Source organism: Sinorhizobium saheli, from assembly GCF_001651875.1.
Taxonomy (GTDB): Bacteria; Pseudomonadota; Alphaproteobacteria; order Rhizobiales; family Rhizobiaceae; genus Sinorhizobium; species Sinorhizobium saheli.
In genome coordinates, this window is record NZ_LNQB01000060.1 from 77,798 (window position 1) to 93,621 (window position 15,824).

Here is a 15,824-nt window from a genome sequence, read left to right on the forward strand (position 1 = left end):
AGCAATTCAAAGTGCTACAGCGACCTTTGCGCGTCTGATAAGACGCGCGGCGCTGTAGCGGGCTGACAGGAAACATGCAAATGCGGCACCAGGTCGAGGACGCCGGCGCAGATGAGTGATATCCGTGGCGAAAGGGTCTGCTTTCGCAAGGAAGACATCGTCGCGCTGGATGCGCTGCCCTCGGCGCAGGCCCATGACCCGGTCATCGTGCACACGCCGCGGCCGGGCGGCGCGCTGCGGCTTTGCGGCAGAATCCTCCTTTGCTGCTCGCTCCTCGTCTTCGTCATCGCCGCGTCGCTCGTCGCGGTGATCGAAAGCGGGCTCGTCGACCGGCCGTTGAACGATCGGGCGCGGGCGGCGCTGAACGGGGCACTCGGCGGCAATTACAGCGCCGATGTCGACGACACCGTCCTTCGGGTGACGGCCAGCGGCGCGCTGGCGCTCAAGGCGCGCGGCGTGACCCTGAACGAGGCCGACTCGGGCCGTCCGATCGCCAAGCTCGGTGCCGTTTCCATTGCCCTCGATCCGCTGGCGCTGATCACGGGACGCATTGCAGTATCGAGGCTCGAAGCGGAAGGCGGTGAACTCGATACCGGCCTGCTGCCACGCGGCGATCCCATCGACCTGACGGCAATCCGCATTGCCGACGTCGGCATGGCGCTCGAACGCCTGTTCGAGCATGTCGACAGGATGTCGCGGCTGACGGCGAGCGGCAGGACGCAAACCGTAGAGCTTTCCGACTTCTCTCTGTCGGTCACCGGAACGCGGGGGCGAACCGTCCCGGTCGACATAAGAACGCTGGCGTTCAGCCGCGATCCGGCTGGAGCCATACATGTCGACGGCACCGTCGCGGTCGACGGCCTGGAGGCCCATCTTTCGGCGCGCGCCTTCGGCGACAAAGGGCGCGTTAGCGGCATGGAGGCGACGCTCGGTGCCGTGCCGCTTTCGCCGTTTCTTCACCATGGCAAGTCGGGGAACGAAGAGGCTTTCGGCATAGATGCAACCGCCGATGTCTCTCTGAAAGCGATGCGGGCGCGGGACAGCGAGAAACCGGCGCTCGCGGTCGCCGTCAGGACTTCCCAAGGTTCGTTCCACGCCGGCGGGCTCGTCTCCGCCCTCAGTCCGTCGGAGCTCAACGTCTCCTATGATTTCGAGCGCGCCTCGGTGGAGATCCTGCCGTCGGAGGTCCGGATCGGGCATTCGACCTTTCCCTTCACCGGTGCCTTGATCGACCTCGACAGGATCGCCAGGCCCGGCGGCAAGGGATTTGCGATCGATCTCCTGTTCAAGGATGCAAATTCCGCCCCGGTGGACGTGCAGGAGCGTCCGCTCACCTTCGACGCCAAGGCGAACGGGCGCTTCGAATCCGATTCGCATCGGCTGATCTTCGACCAGCTCGCAATATCGAGCCCGCTCGGCTCCATGGCCGGCTCGCTTTCGGTCGCCTTCGGCAAGACGTCGCCGCAGATCAGTTTCGCCGCGCTCAGCGACAGAATGCATGCGACGGCCGTCAAGCAATTGTGGCCCTGGTGGCTTGCCAAGGGCGCGCGCCGCTGGGCGATCGGCAATCTCTTCGGCGGCACGGTAAGCGACGCGAGCATCGAGGTCTCGATCCCCGAGGGGCGCATCGCCAACAGCGGAGGCCAGCTCAAGCTCAACGAAGACGAGCTCAACATCAACTTCGCCATCGACGATACGCGCATCAACATCGCCGGCGAAATTCCGCCGCTGCGCGACACATCCGGCCGTTTCACGCTGAGCGGCGAGCGGATGTCCGTGGCCGTCGGAAAGGGCGCCGCCTTTTTCCCGTCGGGGCGCTCGGTTTCGTTGAACGGCGGCGATTTCATCATTCCCGACGTCTACACCAAGCCGCTCATGGCGGAGATGAAGATCGAGGTCGCGGGCGAGGCCGACGCCATAGCGGAGCTCGTGCGCTACAGGCCCATTCAGGCGCTGCAGAAAACGCCTTTCGTCCCGGAGGATTTCACCGGACCGATGACCGCCCTGGTCGGCGCACGCTTCGGCCTCATAGCGGACCAGAAGCCGCCGGCGCCCTTGTGGCAGGTGGAAATGCAGCTCGAGGATGTCACGGTCAACCGGCCGATCGCCGGGCGTTCGATCGCCGATCTCGCCGGAACGATGCGGATCGACAATGCGCGGGCCGTGCTCGAGGCAGACGCCCTGATCGACGGCGCGAAGATGCGCATCGCGCTCACCGAACCGGTGGATGCCAAGGCGGATGTGAAGAGGACGCGCGAAATCTCGGGGACGCTCGACGACGCCGCGCGCGCGAAGATCGCCCCTGCGCTATCGGGAATCGTCAGCGGGCCCGTCGGCGTCGACGTATCGCTCGCCGAGGACGGCAGCCAGTCCGTCAAGGCGAATCTCGGCAAGGCCTCGCTGTCGCTGCCATGGATCGGTTGGAGCAAAGGAGCCGGCATTGCCGCCGAGGCCGAGTTCACCGTAAAGGCTGCGGAGGGCATCACGGAGATCAGCGACTTCAACCTCTCCGGAGAGGGGTTCGGCGCCGCCGGTGAGCTGCGGGTCGATGATGCAGGGCTCGCATCGGCCCGTTTGGACGGGGTTCGCCTGGCGAGCGGCGACGATTTCGCCGTCACCGTCGATCGCAGGAAGGGCGGCTACGCGGTGGTGCTGAACGGTGCGGCGGCGGATATCAGGCCGGCGCTTGCCCGGGTGAAGGACCAGTCCGGCTCTGCGGACGGCGGTGACGTGAAGATTAATGCCCGGCTCGATCGCGTCACCGGATTTAACGGCGAGATCCTCTCGAATGTGAGCTTCACCTATTCGAGACGCGGCCAGCAGATCGATGACATCGATCTTTCGGCCCTTACGGCGAGCGGGCAGGCAGTGGTCGCCCGGCTCGTGAAGGCCGGAGCCGACAATACGCTCGAGGTGACGGCAAGCGATGCGGGTGCCTTCGCGCGCTTCACCGACATTTACCGCAACATGCGCGGCGGTCTCCTCAATCTGCGGCTGCGCGATCGCGGCGCCAACTCCTGGCGCGGTACGGTGGACATCAGGAAGTTCTCCCTTGTCGGCGAACAGAAGCTGCAATCGATGGTCTCGACCCCGGCGGGGCAGGACGGACGCAGCCTCAATCAGGCGGTGCGGCGCAATATCGACGTCAGCACCGCCCAGTTTGAACGCGGTTACGCGCAGCTGCTTCTCGACCGTGGCACGATCCACGTCGGCAGCGGCGTGCTTCGCGGTGTCGACGTCGGCGCGACTTTCCAGGGGACGGTTCGCGACGGCAATGGGCGGATGGACATGACGGGCACGTTCATGCCGGCCTACGGGCTGAACCGGCTCTTCGGCGAACTGCCGCTGATCGGCGTGCTGCTCGGCAATGGCCGCGACCGTGGCCTGCTCGGCATCACGTTCAAGCTGACGGGGCCGTTCAACCAACCGCACCTGACGATCAACCCCCTGTCGATCATAGCGCCCGGGGTCTTCCGCAACATTTTCGAGTTTCAATGAAAAAGGCCGGCGCTCGGCCGGCCGTTAGAGCGGGATACGCTCACATGCGTTCGCGCCGCCGCTCTATTCATTGTTTCGACGTCAGGTGATTCCACCTGACTTGCAAAATGCTGTGGCTGTTGCGGTTGGCGCGTCCGTCAGACGGGCCGAACGAGCATGTGCTTCTTCTTGCCGAGCGACAGCTTGATGACCCCATCGCGGGTGAGGTCGCTGCTTGCGACAATCCGACGTTCGTCGCTGATCTGGTCGTCGTTGATGCGGACGGCGCCGCCCTGGACGTGCCGGCGCGCTTCGCCGTTCGAGGCGGCAAGGCCGGCGCGCACCAGGAGCGTCAGCAGGCCGAGGCCCGACTCGAGCTCAGGGGCAGGGACTTCGACCGACGGCAGGTTTTCGGCCAGCGCGCCTTCCTCGAAGGTCTTGCGCGCCGTTTCGGCCGCTTGCTCTGCTGCCGCCCGACCATGCAGCATGGCGGTGATCTCGGTTGCGAGGACCTTCTTCACCTCGTTGATTTCGGAGCCGCCGAGCTTCGACAGTCGGTCTATCTCCGACATCGGCAGCGTGGTGTAGAGTTTGAGGAAGCGCGTGACGTCGGCATCCTCGGTGTTTCGCCAGTACTGCCAGAACTCGTAGGGTCCGAGCATATCCGGATTGAGCCAGATCGCGCCGTTGACCGATTTACCCATCTTCGCGCCCGAAGCCGTCGTCAGCAGCGGCGAGGTGAGGGCGTAGAGCTGCGGCGTCCCCATGCGATGGCCGAGATCGATGCCGTTGACGATATTGCCCCACTGGTCCGATCCGCCCATCTGCAAGCGGCATCCGGTGCGCTTGTGGAGTTCGACGAAGTCGTAGGCCTGCAGGATCATGTAGTTGAATTCGAGGAAGGACAGCGACTGCTCGCGATCGAGCCGCGTCTTGACGCTGTCGAACGACAGCATGCGGTTCACCGAGAAGTGGCGGCCGACGTCGCGCAGGAATTCGAGATAGTTGATGCCCAGAAGCCAGTCGGCATTATTGATCATCAAGGCGTCGGTGGGACCGTCGCCATAGCGCAGGTAATTCGAGAAGACCGTCTTGATGCTCGCAATGTTGGCGTCGATCGTTTCCGGCGTCATCAGTTGGCGCGCCTCGTCCTTGAAGGACGGATCGCCAACCATGCCGGTTCCGCCTCCCATCAGCGAGATCGGGCGATGCCCGGTCGCCTGCAGCCAGTAGAGCATCATGATCTGGATGAGCCCGCCGGCATGCAGGCTCGGCGCCGTCGGGTCGAATCCGATATAGGCAGTCACGGTTTCCGTACGGAACAGCTTATCGAGGCCGGCATCATCCGAGGTCTGATGGATGAAACCGCGTTCGCTGAGGGTATGGAGGAAGTCGGACTTGAACTCGGACATAACCTGTTTCTTTCGGCTGGGTAGAACGTCTGCGGCCGGCCTTTATCACTGTTTCTTTGAAAGTGCACGTTTTTGCTTGGCCGCCGTTTTGCTATGAACGCTGAAGCGAAAAGGCAGGGCCTTCGGGCTTCTGCCAGTTCCGTTCAGATCATCCGCGGAGGAGTTGCATGGCGAAGCTGTTGACGGCGATCGGGCTGATGAGCGGTACCAGCATGGACGGCATCGACGTCGCGCTTTTGCGGACGGATGGCGAGACCATCGTTCAACGCGGCCCGTCGGCCGGATATGCCTATGACGCGCGCTTCCGTGATCGGCTGAAGCAAGGTCTCGACGATGCCAGGTCGATTGGCAGGCGCGAGGAACGGCCGGGAACGCTTTCCGATCTGGAGCGCGACCTGACGCTCAGCCACGTGGATGCAGTCCGCGATTTCCTGCGTGAAAACAAAATATTGCCGGAGAACGTTGATGTAATAGGTTTTCACGGCCAGACCGTGCTGCATCGCCCCGACGAGGGGCTGACGGTGCAGATCGGCGACGGCCGGCTGCTGGCACGGGAAACCGGAATCGACGTCGTCCACGACATGCGGGCCAACGACATGGCGCATGGCGGCCAGGGGGCGCCGCTGATCCCGGCCTATCACGCGGCGCTCGCGCGCGGCCTGTCCGGCAGGCGAGAGATCGCCGCGCCCGTCGCCTTCGTGAATATCGGCGGCATTTCAAATCTCACCTTCATCGGCGCCGGCGATGCGCTCGTCGCCTATGACAGCGGCCCGGGCAACACCCTGATCGACCAATGGGTCGAGGCCCATGCCGGCATTCCCTATGACCAGGGCGGCATGATCGCGAGCGAGGGCAGCGTCCTGCCGGAACTCGCCGATCGCTATCTCTCGCATCCGTTCTTTGCTGCGGAGAAACGCCGCTCGCTCGACCGCAACGACTTTGCGCCGCCCACGGGCAACGAGGCCAGCCTCGACGATGGCGCGCGCACGCTCGCTTATGTGACCGCGGCCGCGATCATGCGCTCCGCCCGCCATCTTCCTGTGGCGCCGAAGACTTTCGTCATCTGCGGCGGCGGCCGGCTCAACCCGGTCATCATGCGCGACCTGAGCACGCTCGCAGAGGCGGAAGGCTCCCGCGTGCTTGCGGCTGAAGCGCTCGGCCTCAACGGCGATTCGATGGAGGCGGAAGCCTGGGCCTATCTCGCCGTCAGATCGCTCAACGGCCTGCCCCTGACCTATCCCGGCACGACAGGCGTCAGCCGGCCGGTCAGCGGCGGCCGCCTTGCGCCCAGGCCGGCAGACGGCTTGCATGCGCATGGCGGATCGAAATAAAGGTCGGTTAATGGTTTCTTCGCGCGCCGTCCTTAACCTGGACTGGCCGGCGGAGGGGCTTCCGCGGCTTCAATGATCTCAGGCGAGGGTTTCGGATCGCGATGGGTGGTGCGATTTCACTTCTGGCGGTGAATTTCATCATTGCCCAGATCTTCGTGGCGGCCTTTCTCGTCATCGCAATGAAGAGCCGCTCCGGCCGACCGGCGTTGTGGTGTGCCGCGGGCTTCGCGGTGGCGTCACTCTCGGCGATTTGCGAGACAGTCCTGCCGTTCACGCCGGTGCCGCGGCTTTTCGCCATCGGCGCCTTTGCGAGCGTTCTTGGCGGCTTCAGTCTGCTTCGCTTCGGTCTCGGGCTTTTCTACGGCGTGCCGGCGAAGCCGTCCGCCCTCGCGGCCTTCTTCATAGGCTCCGTGATCGTCGATCTCCTGATCTACGACCTTCCGCGCGGAACCCTGCAGCACGCCTTTTTCTACCAGATGCCGTTCTTCCTCATCCAGGCCTGGTCCGCCTCGGTGATCATCCGCTCGCGGCGTCGATCCTTTGCCGACAGGGTCCTCTTCTGCCTGCTCGCACTCACCGCGATCTATTTCCTCGTGAAGATCTATGCGGCGATCGCCGCCGGCTCCGGCGCCACGGCGGCAGATTACCTTCAAAGCCCCTTCGCACTCATTTCCCAGGCGCTCGGGGCGATGCTGATCGTCGCCGCGGGCCTGGCGATTCTCGGCGTCATGGTCAAGGACATAGTAGACGAGGCCCGCGCCAGTTCCGAAATCGATGCGCTCTCCGGTCTCTGCAATCGTCGCGGCTTCATGGAGCGTGTCGCGCCACTCCTGCAAAGCGGCGGCGCTGCCGGGCCCGGTTCATTGATCATGACCGATCTCGACCGCTTTAAGACGGTCAACGACACCTATGGCCATCACACCGGCGACGAGGTGATCCGGCAGTTTTCGTGCGTGCTTCTCGATCTCATGCCGAGTCACGCCACCGCGGGGCGCCTTGGAGGCGAAGAGTTCGCGGTGTTCCTTCCGCGCGTCGGCCTGGCGGACGCGCGCGTGCTTGCTCAAGGGATGCGCGCGGCGATCGCCTCGACCCGCATTGCCGGCCTTCCAGAGACGGCCGCGATCACGGCAAGCTTCGGCGTTGCCATGATCGCGCCGGCCGAGCCATTGGAGGTGGCGATGCAACGGGCCGACAAGGCGCTCTACGCCGCCAAAGCGGCCGGGCGAAACCGGGTGGAGTGCGCGGAGCCCCCGGCGCAGGTCGTCACGCCCGCCGTTTCCCAATGGGCCGGCAGACTTTGAGCAAAATGCGCCCCCTGCGTTCGCGCCATCACGCGAAAAGAGAAAGCCCGAAAACCGGTAGCGATTTTCGGGCTTTTCGATGGGGTGGACCCGCTACTCAGCGGATGCGCTTGGCGGCGGGCTCGGGCACCAGTTCGCCGTTCAGGCGGCGGTCGAGATAGTCCTCGCATTCCGCCATCAGCGTCTCGAGTTGCCCGTTGAAGAAGTGGTTCGCCCCCGGCACCGTCTTGTGGGTGATGAGGATGCCCTTCTGCGCCTTGAGCTTTTCGACGAGGCCATTGACGTCCTTCTCCGGCGCGACCTTGTCGGCATCGCCGTTGATGATCAGGCCGGACGAGGGGCAGGGCGCCAGGAACGAGAAGTCGTAGATGTTCGGCTGCGGTGCTACGGCCATGAAGCCCTCGATCTCCGGACGGCGCATCAGGAGCTGCATGCCGATCCAGGCGCCGAACGAATAGCCGGCGACCCAGCAGCTCTTCGAATCGGGATGAAGGCTTTGCACCCAGTCGAGCGCGGAAGCCGCATCGGAAAGCTCGCCGGCGCCGTGATCGAACTCGCCCTGGCTGCGCCCGATGCCCCGGAAATTGAAGCGCAAGGTGGTGAAGCCGCGCTTCTGGAACATATAGAAGAGCTGGTACACGATCTGGTTGTTCATCGTGCCGCCGAACTGCGGGTGCGGATGCAGGATGATCGCAATCGGTGCGCTCTTCTGCTTCGAAGGCTGATAACGGCCCTCGAGGCGACCGGCCGGTCCGTTGAAGATGATTTCGGGCATTGGCTCTCCGGGAATGTTTCTGGTTCAAAATCTTGGTTCTTAGCGCCGAGCTGTCTTGACTAAAGCAGTCAGCTTTTCTAAAACCTACTTTAGAACCGTTCAAAACTTCGGTGCGGACATTCCGCATGCGCTTCGTCTCATAAGGCAAGCGGCGCGGAGAATTCAAGGAAAATGCAACGGCGTAGCTCATAGGGATGAGCCGTTCGCGCGGGCGAAGGAAGCAATGTCGGGACAGCGGATCTATATGGACTGGAACGCGACGGCGCCGCTTCTGCCGGAAGCGCGCGAGGCCCTTCTGTCCGCGCTCGACCATATCGGCAACCCGTCGTCGGTGCACGGCGAAGGGCGCGCGACACGCGCTCTCATCGAAAGCGCCCGGCGCGATGTCGCCGCGCTCTGCGGTGCGCAGCCCGCCGCGGTCACCTTCACCAGCGGCGCGACCGAGGCGGCCAACATGGTGCTGACTCCGGATTTCCGCATGGGGCGCACGCCGCTCAGGATCGGCAAGCTCTATGTTTCCGCGATCGAGCACCCGGCCGTGCGCGAGGGCGGGCGTTTCCGACGTGAGGACGTCAGCGAGATACCGGTCACCTCGGCCGGCGTCCTCGATTGCGCGGCACTCAAGACATTGCTTGAGGCGCACGATCGCCAGTGCGGTTTGCCGATGGTCGCGGTCATGCTTGCCAATAACGAGACCGGCATCATCCAGCCTGTTGCCGAAGTCGCGGCCATGGTGCGCGCGCATGGTGGCCTGCTGGTCGTCGATGCGGTGCAGGCAGCCGGTCGCCTGCCGCTCTCGATCGAGGCGCTCGGCGCCGATTTCCTCATCGTCTCGTCGCATAAGATCGGCGGACCGAAGGGGGCAGGCGCACTCGTCGCCCGCGGTGAGGTCATGATGCCGGCGCCCCTGATCCGCGGCGGCGGCCAGGAAAAGGGTCATCGCTCCGGCACGGAGAATGCTCCGGCGCTCGCAGGCTTCGCGGCCGCTGCCCGGGTGGCCGCCGATAACCTCGACACTCGCACGGCCGCAATTGCCGCGCTGCGCGATCGGCTCGAGGTGCAGATGCTGGAATGCGCGCCGGACGTGGTGATCCATGGTCGCGACGCGCCGCGCATCGCCAATACCACCTTCTTCACGCTTCCCGGCTTGAAGGCGGAGACGGGCCAGATTGCGTTCGATCTGGAAGGTGTGGCCCTTTCGGCAGGGTCTGCATGCTCTTCCGGCAAGGTTGGACAGAGTCATGTGCTGACGGCGATGGGCTATGATCCGCGACAGGGCGCCCTGCGTCTTTCGATCGGTGCGTCCACCACGCAAGCGGAGATCGATCGTTGTGCTGCCGTGTTCGCCAAGGTGGCTGCGCGGCGGCGCTCGACCGGGCAGGCCGCTTGAGTGCGCGGGGATTGAACGAAATTGCGGAAAAGCAATTTTCCGCTTGGCAAACGGGGTGAAAACCGCCTTTTAGCCATTACATAAGCGGTGCGCGAACCCGCATCGTGTTGACAAGCTGCCGGACCTTGGATCCGGCGAGATTGGAGAGCGACATGCCTGCCGTGCAGGAGACCATTGATCAGGTCCGCCAGATCGACGTGGACCAGTACAAATACGGCTTCGAGACGAAGATCGAGATGGACAAGGCCCCGAAGGGCCTCAACGAGGATATTATCCGTCTGATCTCGTCGAAGAAGAACGAACCGGAATGGATGCTCGAATGGCGCCTCCAGGCCTATCGCCGCTGGCTGACCATGGAAGAGCCGAGTTGGGCGCGTGTCCGCTATCCGAAGATCGACTTCAACGACATTCACTACTACGCCGCGCCGAAGAGCATGTCGGGGCCGAAGTCGCTCGACGAGGTCGATCCGGAACTGCTCAAGGTCTATGAGAAGCTCGGCATCCCGCTGAGGGAGCAGGAAATTCTCGCGGGCGTCGAGAAGTCGAAGATCGCCGTCGACGCGGTGTTCGATTCGGTATCCGTCGTCACCACCTTCAAGGAAGAACTGAAGAAGGCCGGCGTGATCTTCATGTCGATCTCGGAGGCGATGCGGGAGCATCCGGATCTGGTCCGGAAATATCTCGGTACCGTCGTGCCGCAGTCTGACAACTTCTATGCGACGCTGAACTCCGCCGTCTTCACCGACGGTTCCTTCGTCTACGTGCCGAAGGGTGTGCGCTGCCCGATGGAGCTCTCGACCTATTTCCGCATCAACGAGAAGAACACCGGCCAGTTCGAGCGCACGCTGATCATTGCCGACGAAGGCGCCTACGTCTCCTATCTCGAAGGCTGCACGGCGCCGCAGCGTGACGAAAACCAGCTTCATGCCGCAGTCGTCGAGCTGATCGCGCTCGATGACGCCGAAATCAAGTATTCGACGGTGCAGAACTGGTATCCGGGCGACAAGCACGGCAAGGGCGGCGTCTACAACTTCGTCACCAAGCGCGGCGATTGCCGCGGCAAGAACTCGAAGATCTCCTGGACGCAGGTCGAGACCGGTTCGGCGATCACCTGGAAATACCCGTCCTGCATCCTGCGCGGCGACGGCTCGCGCGGCGAGTTCTACTCGATCGCGGTTTCCAATGGCCATCAGCAGGTCGACTCCGGCACGAAGATGATCCATCTCGGCAAGAACACGTCGAGCCGCATCATCTCGAAGGGCATCGCCGCCGGCGTTTCGGACAACACCTATCGCGGTCAGGTTTCGGCCCACCGCAAGGCGGAGAACGCCCGAAACTTCACCCAGTGCGACTCGCTCCTGATCGGCGACAAGTGCGGTGCCCACACGGTGCCCTATATCGAGGCGAAGAATTCGACGGCGCAGTTCGAGCACGAGGCGACGACGTCGAAGATCTCCGAGGACCAGCTGTTCTACTGCCTGCAGCGCGGCATTCCGGAAGAGGCGGCGATCGCGCTGATCGTCAACGGCTTCGTCAAGGAAGTCATCCAGGAACTGCCGATGGAATTCGCCGTCGAGGCGCAGAAGCTGATCGGCATCTCGCTGGAAGGCTCGGTGGGCTAAATCCAGGCCCGATTATTGAAACGGCGCGCGACGGGATCAGCGCGCGATAACTGTTCGCCCAAGAGGACGATTTGAAATGCTTGAAATCAAGAACCTGCATGCACGCATTGCCGAAGACGGCACCGAGATCATCCGCGGCCTGGACCTGACCGTGAAGGCCGGCGAAGTTGCCGCCATCATGGGACCGAACGGCTCCGGCAAGTCGACGCTCTCCTACATTCTCTCGGGGCGCGAAGACTACGAAGTCACCGAGGGCGACATTCTCTACAACGGCGAAAGCATCCTCGAGCTCGACCCGTCCGAGCGCGCGGCCAAGGGCATTTTCCTCGCCTTCCAGTACCCGGTCGAAATCCCCGGCGTCGCCACCATGCAGTTCCTCAAGGTGGCGATGAACGAACAGCGCAAGTATCGCGGCGAAGACGAGCTGACGACGCCGGAATTCATGCGCCGCGTCAAGGAAGCCGCCGCCGAGCTGAAGATCGCGCCGGAAATGCTGCGCCGTCCGCTGAACGTCGGTTTCTCCGGCGGCGAGAAGAAGCGCGCCGAAATCCTGCAAATGGCGCTGCTCGAGCCGAAGCTTTGCGTTCTCGACGAAACCGATTCCGGTCTTGACATCGACGCGCTGAAGGTCGTCGCCGACGGCGTCAATGCGCTGCGTTCGCCGGATCGCGCCGTCGTCGTGATCACGCACTACCAGCGCCTGCTCGACTATATCGTCCCGGATACGGTTCACGTTCTTTACAAGGGCCAGATCATCAAGTCGGGCGACAAGACGCTGGCGCATGAACTGGAAGCCAAGGGCTATGCCGATATCATCGAGGCGGCGGCCTGACGCCTGTTGAAGGAGTGTTCGAATGAATATGCAACAGGCGATCAAGATGACGGCGGCCGAAACGGCGCTGGTCGATGCCTATGGCGCGCAGATCGGCGACCTGCCGGGCGACGGAGCCGTATTGTCGCTGCGCGACACGCTCGTCCATGAACTGAGGACCGCCGGCCTGCCGACGCGGCGCATCGAGTCCTGGCACTACACGGATCTGCGTACGCTGCTGCGGGACGTCCCTGCCGCCGATCCCTCCGCCTTCGCCGATCGCGTCGAGGCAATCGTTCCGGGTTCGTCGGTGCTTTCGGTGCGCAACGGCCAGGCCGATCTCAAGAGCGTTCCCGAGGGCATCAAGGCCCGATCCTACACCGACAGCCTGGTCGACGGATCGGCAGCGGCCGGCCTCGCCATACTCGGCGCGGACGATGCGATCGGACGGATCAACGGCGGCCTCGTGCGCGGCGGCCTCGAAATCGCGATTGCCGAGGGTGCCGAATTCGCGGCCCCGATCGAAATCCAGGTGGTGCAGAGCCACGGGCAGGCGCATACGCGCTTTCCGGTCTCGTTCGGCGCCGGCTCCAAGGCAACGGTGATCGAGCGCCATGTGTCGACGAGCGCGGAGGCGAGCTTCGTTTCCACGGTCAGCGACGTGACGCTTGGCGAAGGCGCCGATGTGATCTGGATCGTCGTGCAGCAGCAGGGCCCGGCCGACACCCATCTCGGCCAGATCCGCTTTGATCTCGCTAAGGATGCCAAGCTGCACATCTTCGTGATCAACGCGGGCGGCAAGCTGGTGCGCCAGGAACTGCATGGCCGGGCGAGCGGCGAGGGCGCCGACCTGACGCTGCGCGGCATCAATCTGCTCGGCGGCGAGAGCCACACGGACGTGACCTTCACGCTCACCCACGCGGTGCCGCATACGACCTCCAGCGAGATCATCCGCAACGTCATCTTCGATCGCGCGCGGGGCGTGTTCCAGGGCAAGATCCTGGTTGCGAAGGACGCGCAGAAGACCGATGCGAAGATGGCCTGCAACACGTTGCTGCTCTCGGACGAAGCCGACATGTCGGCAAAGCCGGAGCTGGAAATCTTCGCCGACGACGTTCAGTGCGGCCATGGCGCGACCGTCGCCGACATCGATCATACGCAGCTCTTCTACATGCTCGCCCGCGGCATTCCGGAGAAGAAGGCGCGGGCGATGCTCGTCAACGCCTTTGTTGCCGAGATCGTCGAGGAGCTGGAAGACGACGAGGCGCTGGTCGAGGCGCTGGAAGGCGTAATCTCGGCCTGGCTCGAAAAACACGCCTGATTGGACAAGGACATGGAACACACTGTGCCGGTGCCGGCCTATGACGTCGAAGAGATCAGAAAGGATTTCCCGATCCTTTCGCGGACGGTCTACGGCAAGCCGCTTGTTTATCTCGACAACGGCGCATCGGCGCAGAAGCCGCAAGCCGTCATCGACGCGGTTACCCATGCCTATGCCAATGAATACGCCAACGTCCATCGCGGCCTGCATTTCCTGTCGAACGCCGCGACGGAAGCCTATGAAGGTGCGCGCGAAAAGGTCCGACGCTTCCTGAATGCGCCGTCGGCCGAGAATATCGTCTTCACCAAGTCCTCGACCGAGGCGATCAACACGGTCGCCTATGGCTACGGAATGCCGAAGCTCGGCGAGGGCGACGAGATCGTGCTGTCGATCATGGAGCACCATTCGAACATCGTGCCCTGGCACTTCATCCGTGAACGCCAGGGCGCGAAGCTCGTCTGGGCACCGGTCGACGACGACGGCGCATTCCACATCGAGGACTTCGTCAAGTGCCTGACGGAGCGGACGAAGCTCATCGCCATCACCCACATGTCGAATGCGCTCGGCACCGTGGTTCCGGTCAAGGAGATTTGCCGTATTGCCCGCGAGCGCGGCATCCCGGTGCTCGTCGACGGCAGCCAGGGCGCGGTGCACATGCCGGTCGACGTACAGGACATCGACTGCGACTGGTATGTCATGACCGGGCACAAGCTCTATGGTCCGTCCGGCGTCGGCGTGCTCTACGGCAAGACGGAGCGGTTGAAGGAGATGCGTCCCTTCATGGGCGGCGGCGAGATGATCGAGGAGGTGACCGAGGACCGCGTCACCTACAACGATCCGCCGCACCGCTTCGAGGCGGGCACGCCGCCGATCGTCCAGGCGATCGGGCTCGGCTATGCGCTCGACTACATGGAAGAGATCGGCCGCGAGGCGATCCGGGCGCATGAGGCGGACCTGACCGCTTACGCGCGCGAACGGCTGTCATCGGTCAACTCGCTCCGGGTCTTCGGCGACGCGCCCGGCAAGGGCAGCATCTTCTCCTTCGAGATCGCCGGGATCCACGCGCATGACGTCTCGATGGTGATCGACCGCGCCGGCATCGCCGTCAGGGCCGGCACCCATTGCGCGCAGCCGCTCTTGAGACGCTTCGGCGTCACCTCCACATGCCGGGCGTCCTTCGGCCTTTACAATACCCGGGCCGAGGTCGACGCGCTGGCGGACGCGCTGGACCACGCGCGCAAGTTCTTCGCCTAGAGCGGGATGCGCTCGCGCCACCGCTCTATCTGTTTGTTTGCCGCATTTGTGCGACGTCAGGTGAATCCGCCTGGCTGCAAAATGCTCTAAGGAGGCCGACATGAGTCTCGGTGCAACGGAAGAAAAGGTCGATGTCCGCGAAGGCATCGTGCATTCGGCCATTCCCGCGGAGGAACTGGCGCGCCTCAGCGACGACATCATCGCGGCCCTGAAGACGGTCTACGACCCGGAGATTCCGGCCGACATCTTCGAACTCGGTCTCATCTACAAGATCGACATCGAGGACGACCGGATGGTGAAGATCGAGATGACGCTGACCGCTCCCGGTTGCCCGGTCGCCGGCGAAATGCCGGGCTGGGTCGAGAATGCAGTCGGCGCCGTCGAGGGCGTTTCGGGCGTCGAGGTGACGATGACCTTCGACCCGCCGTGGACGCCGGACCGCATGTCGGAAGAGGCGCAGGTGGCGCTCGGCTGGTACTGAGCGCGGCCGGCCCCATATTGATCCGTTAACTTGCGGGCACTACATTCATATCTGGAAAGCGCCGGGCCTTGAACCCGGCGGCGTGAAGGAGACCAAGCCTATGGGCTTTGCCGTAATGAGCCTGACCGATGCCGCTGCCGGCCGCGTGCGGTCGATCGTCGAGAATGCCGGCGGCGAGGCCAAGGGAATTCGCCTGAGCATCAAGAGGGGCGGCTGCGCCGGCATGGAATATGCCGTCGACCTCGTGACCGAGCCCAATGCCAAGGACGACCTCATCGAACATCAGGGCGCCAAGGTCTGGGTCGCGCCGGAAGCGGTGCTCTACCTGCTCGGCACCCAGATGGATTTCGAGGTCACGCCGCTGCGCTCCGGCTTCACCTTCAAGAATCCCAATCAGACATCGGCCTGCGGCTGCGGCGAATCGGTCGAGCTGAAGCCCGCCGACCTGGCCGCGCTCGCGGCCGAGGGCAATCCGGTCGTTCGCGCGAACTGACGGGTCCTCGCGAGCAGGAAAGTGAAAAGCCCGGATCGCTCCGGGCTTTTGTCGTTGTAGGCGCCGGGCCTCTCACGTCGGCCGTGAACAATAAGCGGACTTAAACGGCGCGGGCTTTTGCGCCGCTATTGAGCCAGGCCAGCAGCAGCCACAAAA

12 protein-coding genes are annotated in these 15,824 nt (G+C 63.7%); 10 read left to right on the forward strand and 2 right to left on the reverse strand.

The genetic code is table 11. The features are described from left to right. Positions 1-111: 111 nt before the first annotated feature. Entirely contained in the window at positions 112-3,498 is a 3,387-nt protein-coding gene (locus ATB98_RS05930) for a YhdP family protein (RefSeq protein ID WP_066870460.1), read from the forward strand. A gap of 137 nt (positions 3,499-3,635) precedes the next feature. On the opposite strand, the gene tyrS is transcribed toward ATB98_RS05930, so the two are convergent. Then, positions 3,636-4,889 (reverse strand): tyrosine--tRNA ligase, encoded by a 1,254-nt coding sequence (gene tyrS / locus ATB98_RS05935; protein WP_066870463.1) that lies wholly within the window; start codon positions 4,887-4,889, stop codon positions 3,636-3,638. A gap of 167 nt (positions 4,890-5,056) precedes the next feature. Here tyrS and ATB98_RS05940 point away from each other — a divergent pair, with 167 nt between their 5' ends. Together ATB98_RS05940 and ATB98_RS05945 are read left to right on the forward strand one after the other, a co-directional pair. Continuing rightward, the gene (locus ATB98_RS05940) at positions 5,057-6,220 is read left to right on the forward strand and encodes an anhydro-N-acetylmuramic acid kinase (RefSeq protein ID WP_066870466.1); all 1,164 of its coding nucleotides are present in this window, start codon (positions 5,057-5,059) and stop codon (positions 6,218-6,220) included. A gap of 101 nt (positions 6,221-6,321) precedes the next feature. After that, positions 6,322-7,521: a GGDEF domain-containing protein gene (locus tag ATB98_RS05945; protein WP_066870468.1), complete on the forward strand. Its 1,200-nt coding sequence runs from the start codon at positions 6,322-6,324 to the stop codon at positions 7,519-7,521. Between the two features lie 97 nt (positions 7,522-7,618). On the opposite strand, the gene ATB98_RS05950 is transcribed toward ATB98_RS05945, so the two are convergent. Beyond that, positions 7,619-8,296: an alpha/beta hydrolase gene (locus tag ATB98_RS05950; protein ID WP_066870471.1), complete on the reverse strand. Its 678-nt coding sequence runs from the start codon at positions 8,294-8,296 to the stop codon at positions 7,619-7,621. 223 nt (positions 8,297-8,519) lie between these two features. Between ATB98_RS05950 and ATB98_RS05955 the strand changes: the two genes are divergently transcribed. The 7 genes from ATB98_RS05955 to sufA all read left to right on the forward strand — a co-directional run bounded on the left by ATB98_RS05955 (position 8,520) and on the right by sufA (position 15,668). After that, the gene (locus ATB98_RS05955) at positions 8,520-9,686 is read left to right on the forward strand and encodes a cysteine desulfurase family protein (RefSeq protein WP_066870473.1); all 1,167 of its coding nucleotides are present in this window, start codon (positions 8,520-8,522) and stop codon (positions 9,684-9,686) included. A 152-nt stretch (positions 9,687-9,838) separates the two neighbouring features. Next, a complete protein-coding gene (sufB, locus tag ATB98_RS05960; protein WP_066870476.1) occupies positions 9,839-11,308 on the forward strand; it encodes a Fe-S cluster assembly protein SufB in 1,470 nt (489 codons plus the stop codon). Positions 11,309-11,384: 76 nt separating this feature from the next. Then, positions 11,385-12,140, forward strand: a complete 756-nt coding sequence (gene sufC / locus ATB98_RS05965; protein WP_066870479.1) for a Fe-S cluster assembly ATPase SufC — start codon at positions 11,385-11,387, stop codon at positions 12,138-12,140. 22 nt (positions 12,141-12,162) lie between these two features. Next, complete coding sequence (gene sufD, locus ATB98_RS05970; protein ID WP_066870482.1) at positions 12,163-13,440, forward strand: Fe-S cluster assembly protein SufD; 1,278 nt, start codon at positions 12,163-12,165, stop codon at positions 13,438-13,440. A gap of 12 nt (positions 13,441-13,452) precedes the next feature. Further along, the gene (locus ATB98_RS05975) at positions 13,453-14,694 is read left to right on the forward strand and encodes a cysteine desulfurase (protein WP_066870514.1); all 1,242 of its coding nucleotides are present in this window, start codon (positions 13,453-13,455) and stop codon (positions 14,692-14,694) included. Positions 14,695-14,794: 100 nt separating this feature from the next. Continuing rightward, positions 14,795-15,175, forward strand: a complete 381-nt coding sequence (locus ATB98_RS05980; RefSeq protein WP_066870485.1) for an SUF system Fe-S cluster assembly protein — start codon at positions 14,795-14,797, stop codon at positions 15,173-15,175. Between the two features lie 100 nt (positions 15,176-15,275). Next, positions 15,276-15,668, forward strand: coding sequence for a Fe-S cluster assembly scaffold SufA (gene sufA / locus ATB98_RS05985; RefSeq protein WP_066870488.1), 393 nt, complete (start codon positions 15,276-15,278; stop codon positions 15,666-15,668). Positions 15,669-15,824 lie beyond the last annotated feature (156 nt).

Bases quoted from the DNA above. Each gene is read 5' to 3' on its own strand.
- ATB98_RS05980 (WP_066870485.1), top strand. From the start codon at position 14,795: ATGAGTCTCGGTGCAACGGAAGAAAAGGTCGATGTCCGCGAAGGCATC.
- ATB98_RS05930 (WP_066870460.1), top strand. From the start codon at position 112: ATGAGTGATATCCGTGGCGAAAGGGTCTGCTTTCGCAAGGAAGACATC.
- ATB98_RS05940 (WP_066870466.1), top strand. From the start codon at position 5,057: ATGGCGAAGCTGTTGACGGCGATCGGGCTGATGAGCGGTACCAGCATG.
- ATB98_RS05955 (WP_066870473.1), top strand. From the start codon at position 8,520: ATGTCGGGACAGCGGATCTATATGGACTGGAACGCGACGGCGCCGCTT.
- sufD (WP_066870482.1), top strand. From the start codon at position 12,163: ATGAATATGCAACAGGCGATCAAGATGACGGCGGCCGAAACGGCGCTG.
- ATB98_RS05975 (WP_066870514.1), top strand. From the start codon at position 13,453: ATGGAACACACTGTGCCGGTGCCGGCCTATGACGTCGAAGAGATCAGA.
- sufA (WP_066870488.1), top strand. From the start codon at position 15,276: ATGGGCTTTGCCGTAATGAGCCTGACCGATGCCGCTGCCGGCCGCGTG.
- ATB98_RS05950 (WP_066870471.1), bottom strand. From the start codon at position 8,296: ATGCCCGAAATCATCTTCAACGGACCGGCCGGTCGCCTCGAGGGCCGT.
- sufC (WP_066870479.1), top strand. From the start codon at position 11,385: ATGCTTGAAATCAAGAACCTGCATGCACGCATTGCCGAAGACGGCACC.
- tyrS (WP_066870463.1), bottom strand. From the start codon at position 4,889: ATGTCCGAGTTCAAGTCCGACTTCCTCCATACCCTCAGCGAACGCGGT.
- ATB98_RS05945 (WP_066870468.1), top strand. From the start codon at position 6,322: ATGGGTGGTGCGATTTCACTTCTGGCGGTGAATTTCATCATTGCCCAG.
- sufB (WP_066870476.1), top strand. From the start codon at position 9,839: ATGCCTGCCGTGCAGGAGACCATTGATCAGGTCCGCCAGATCGACGTG.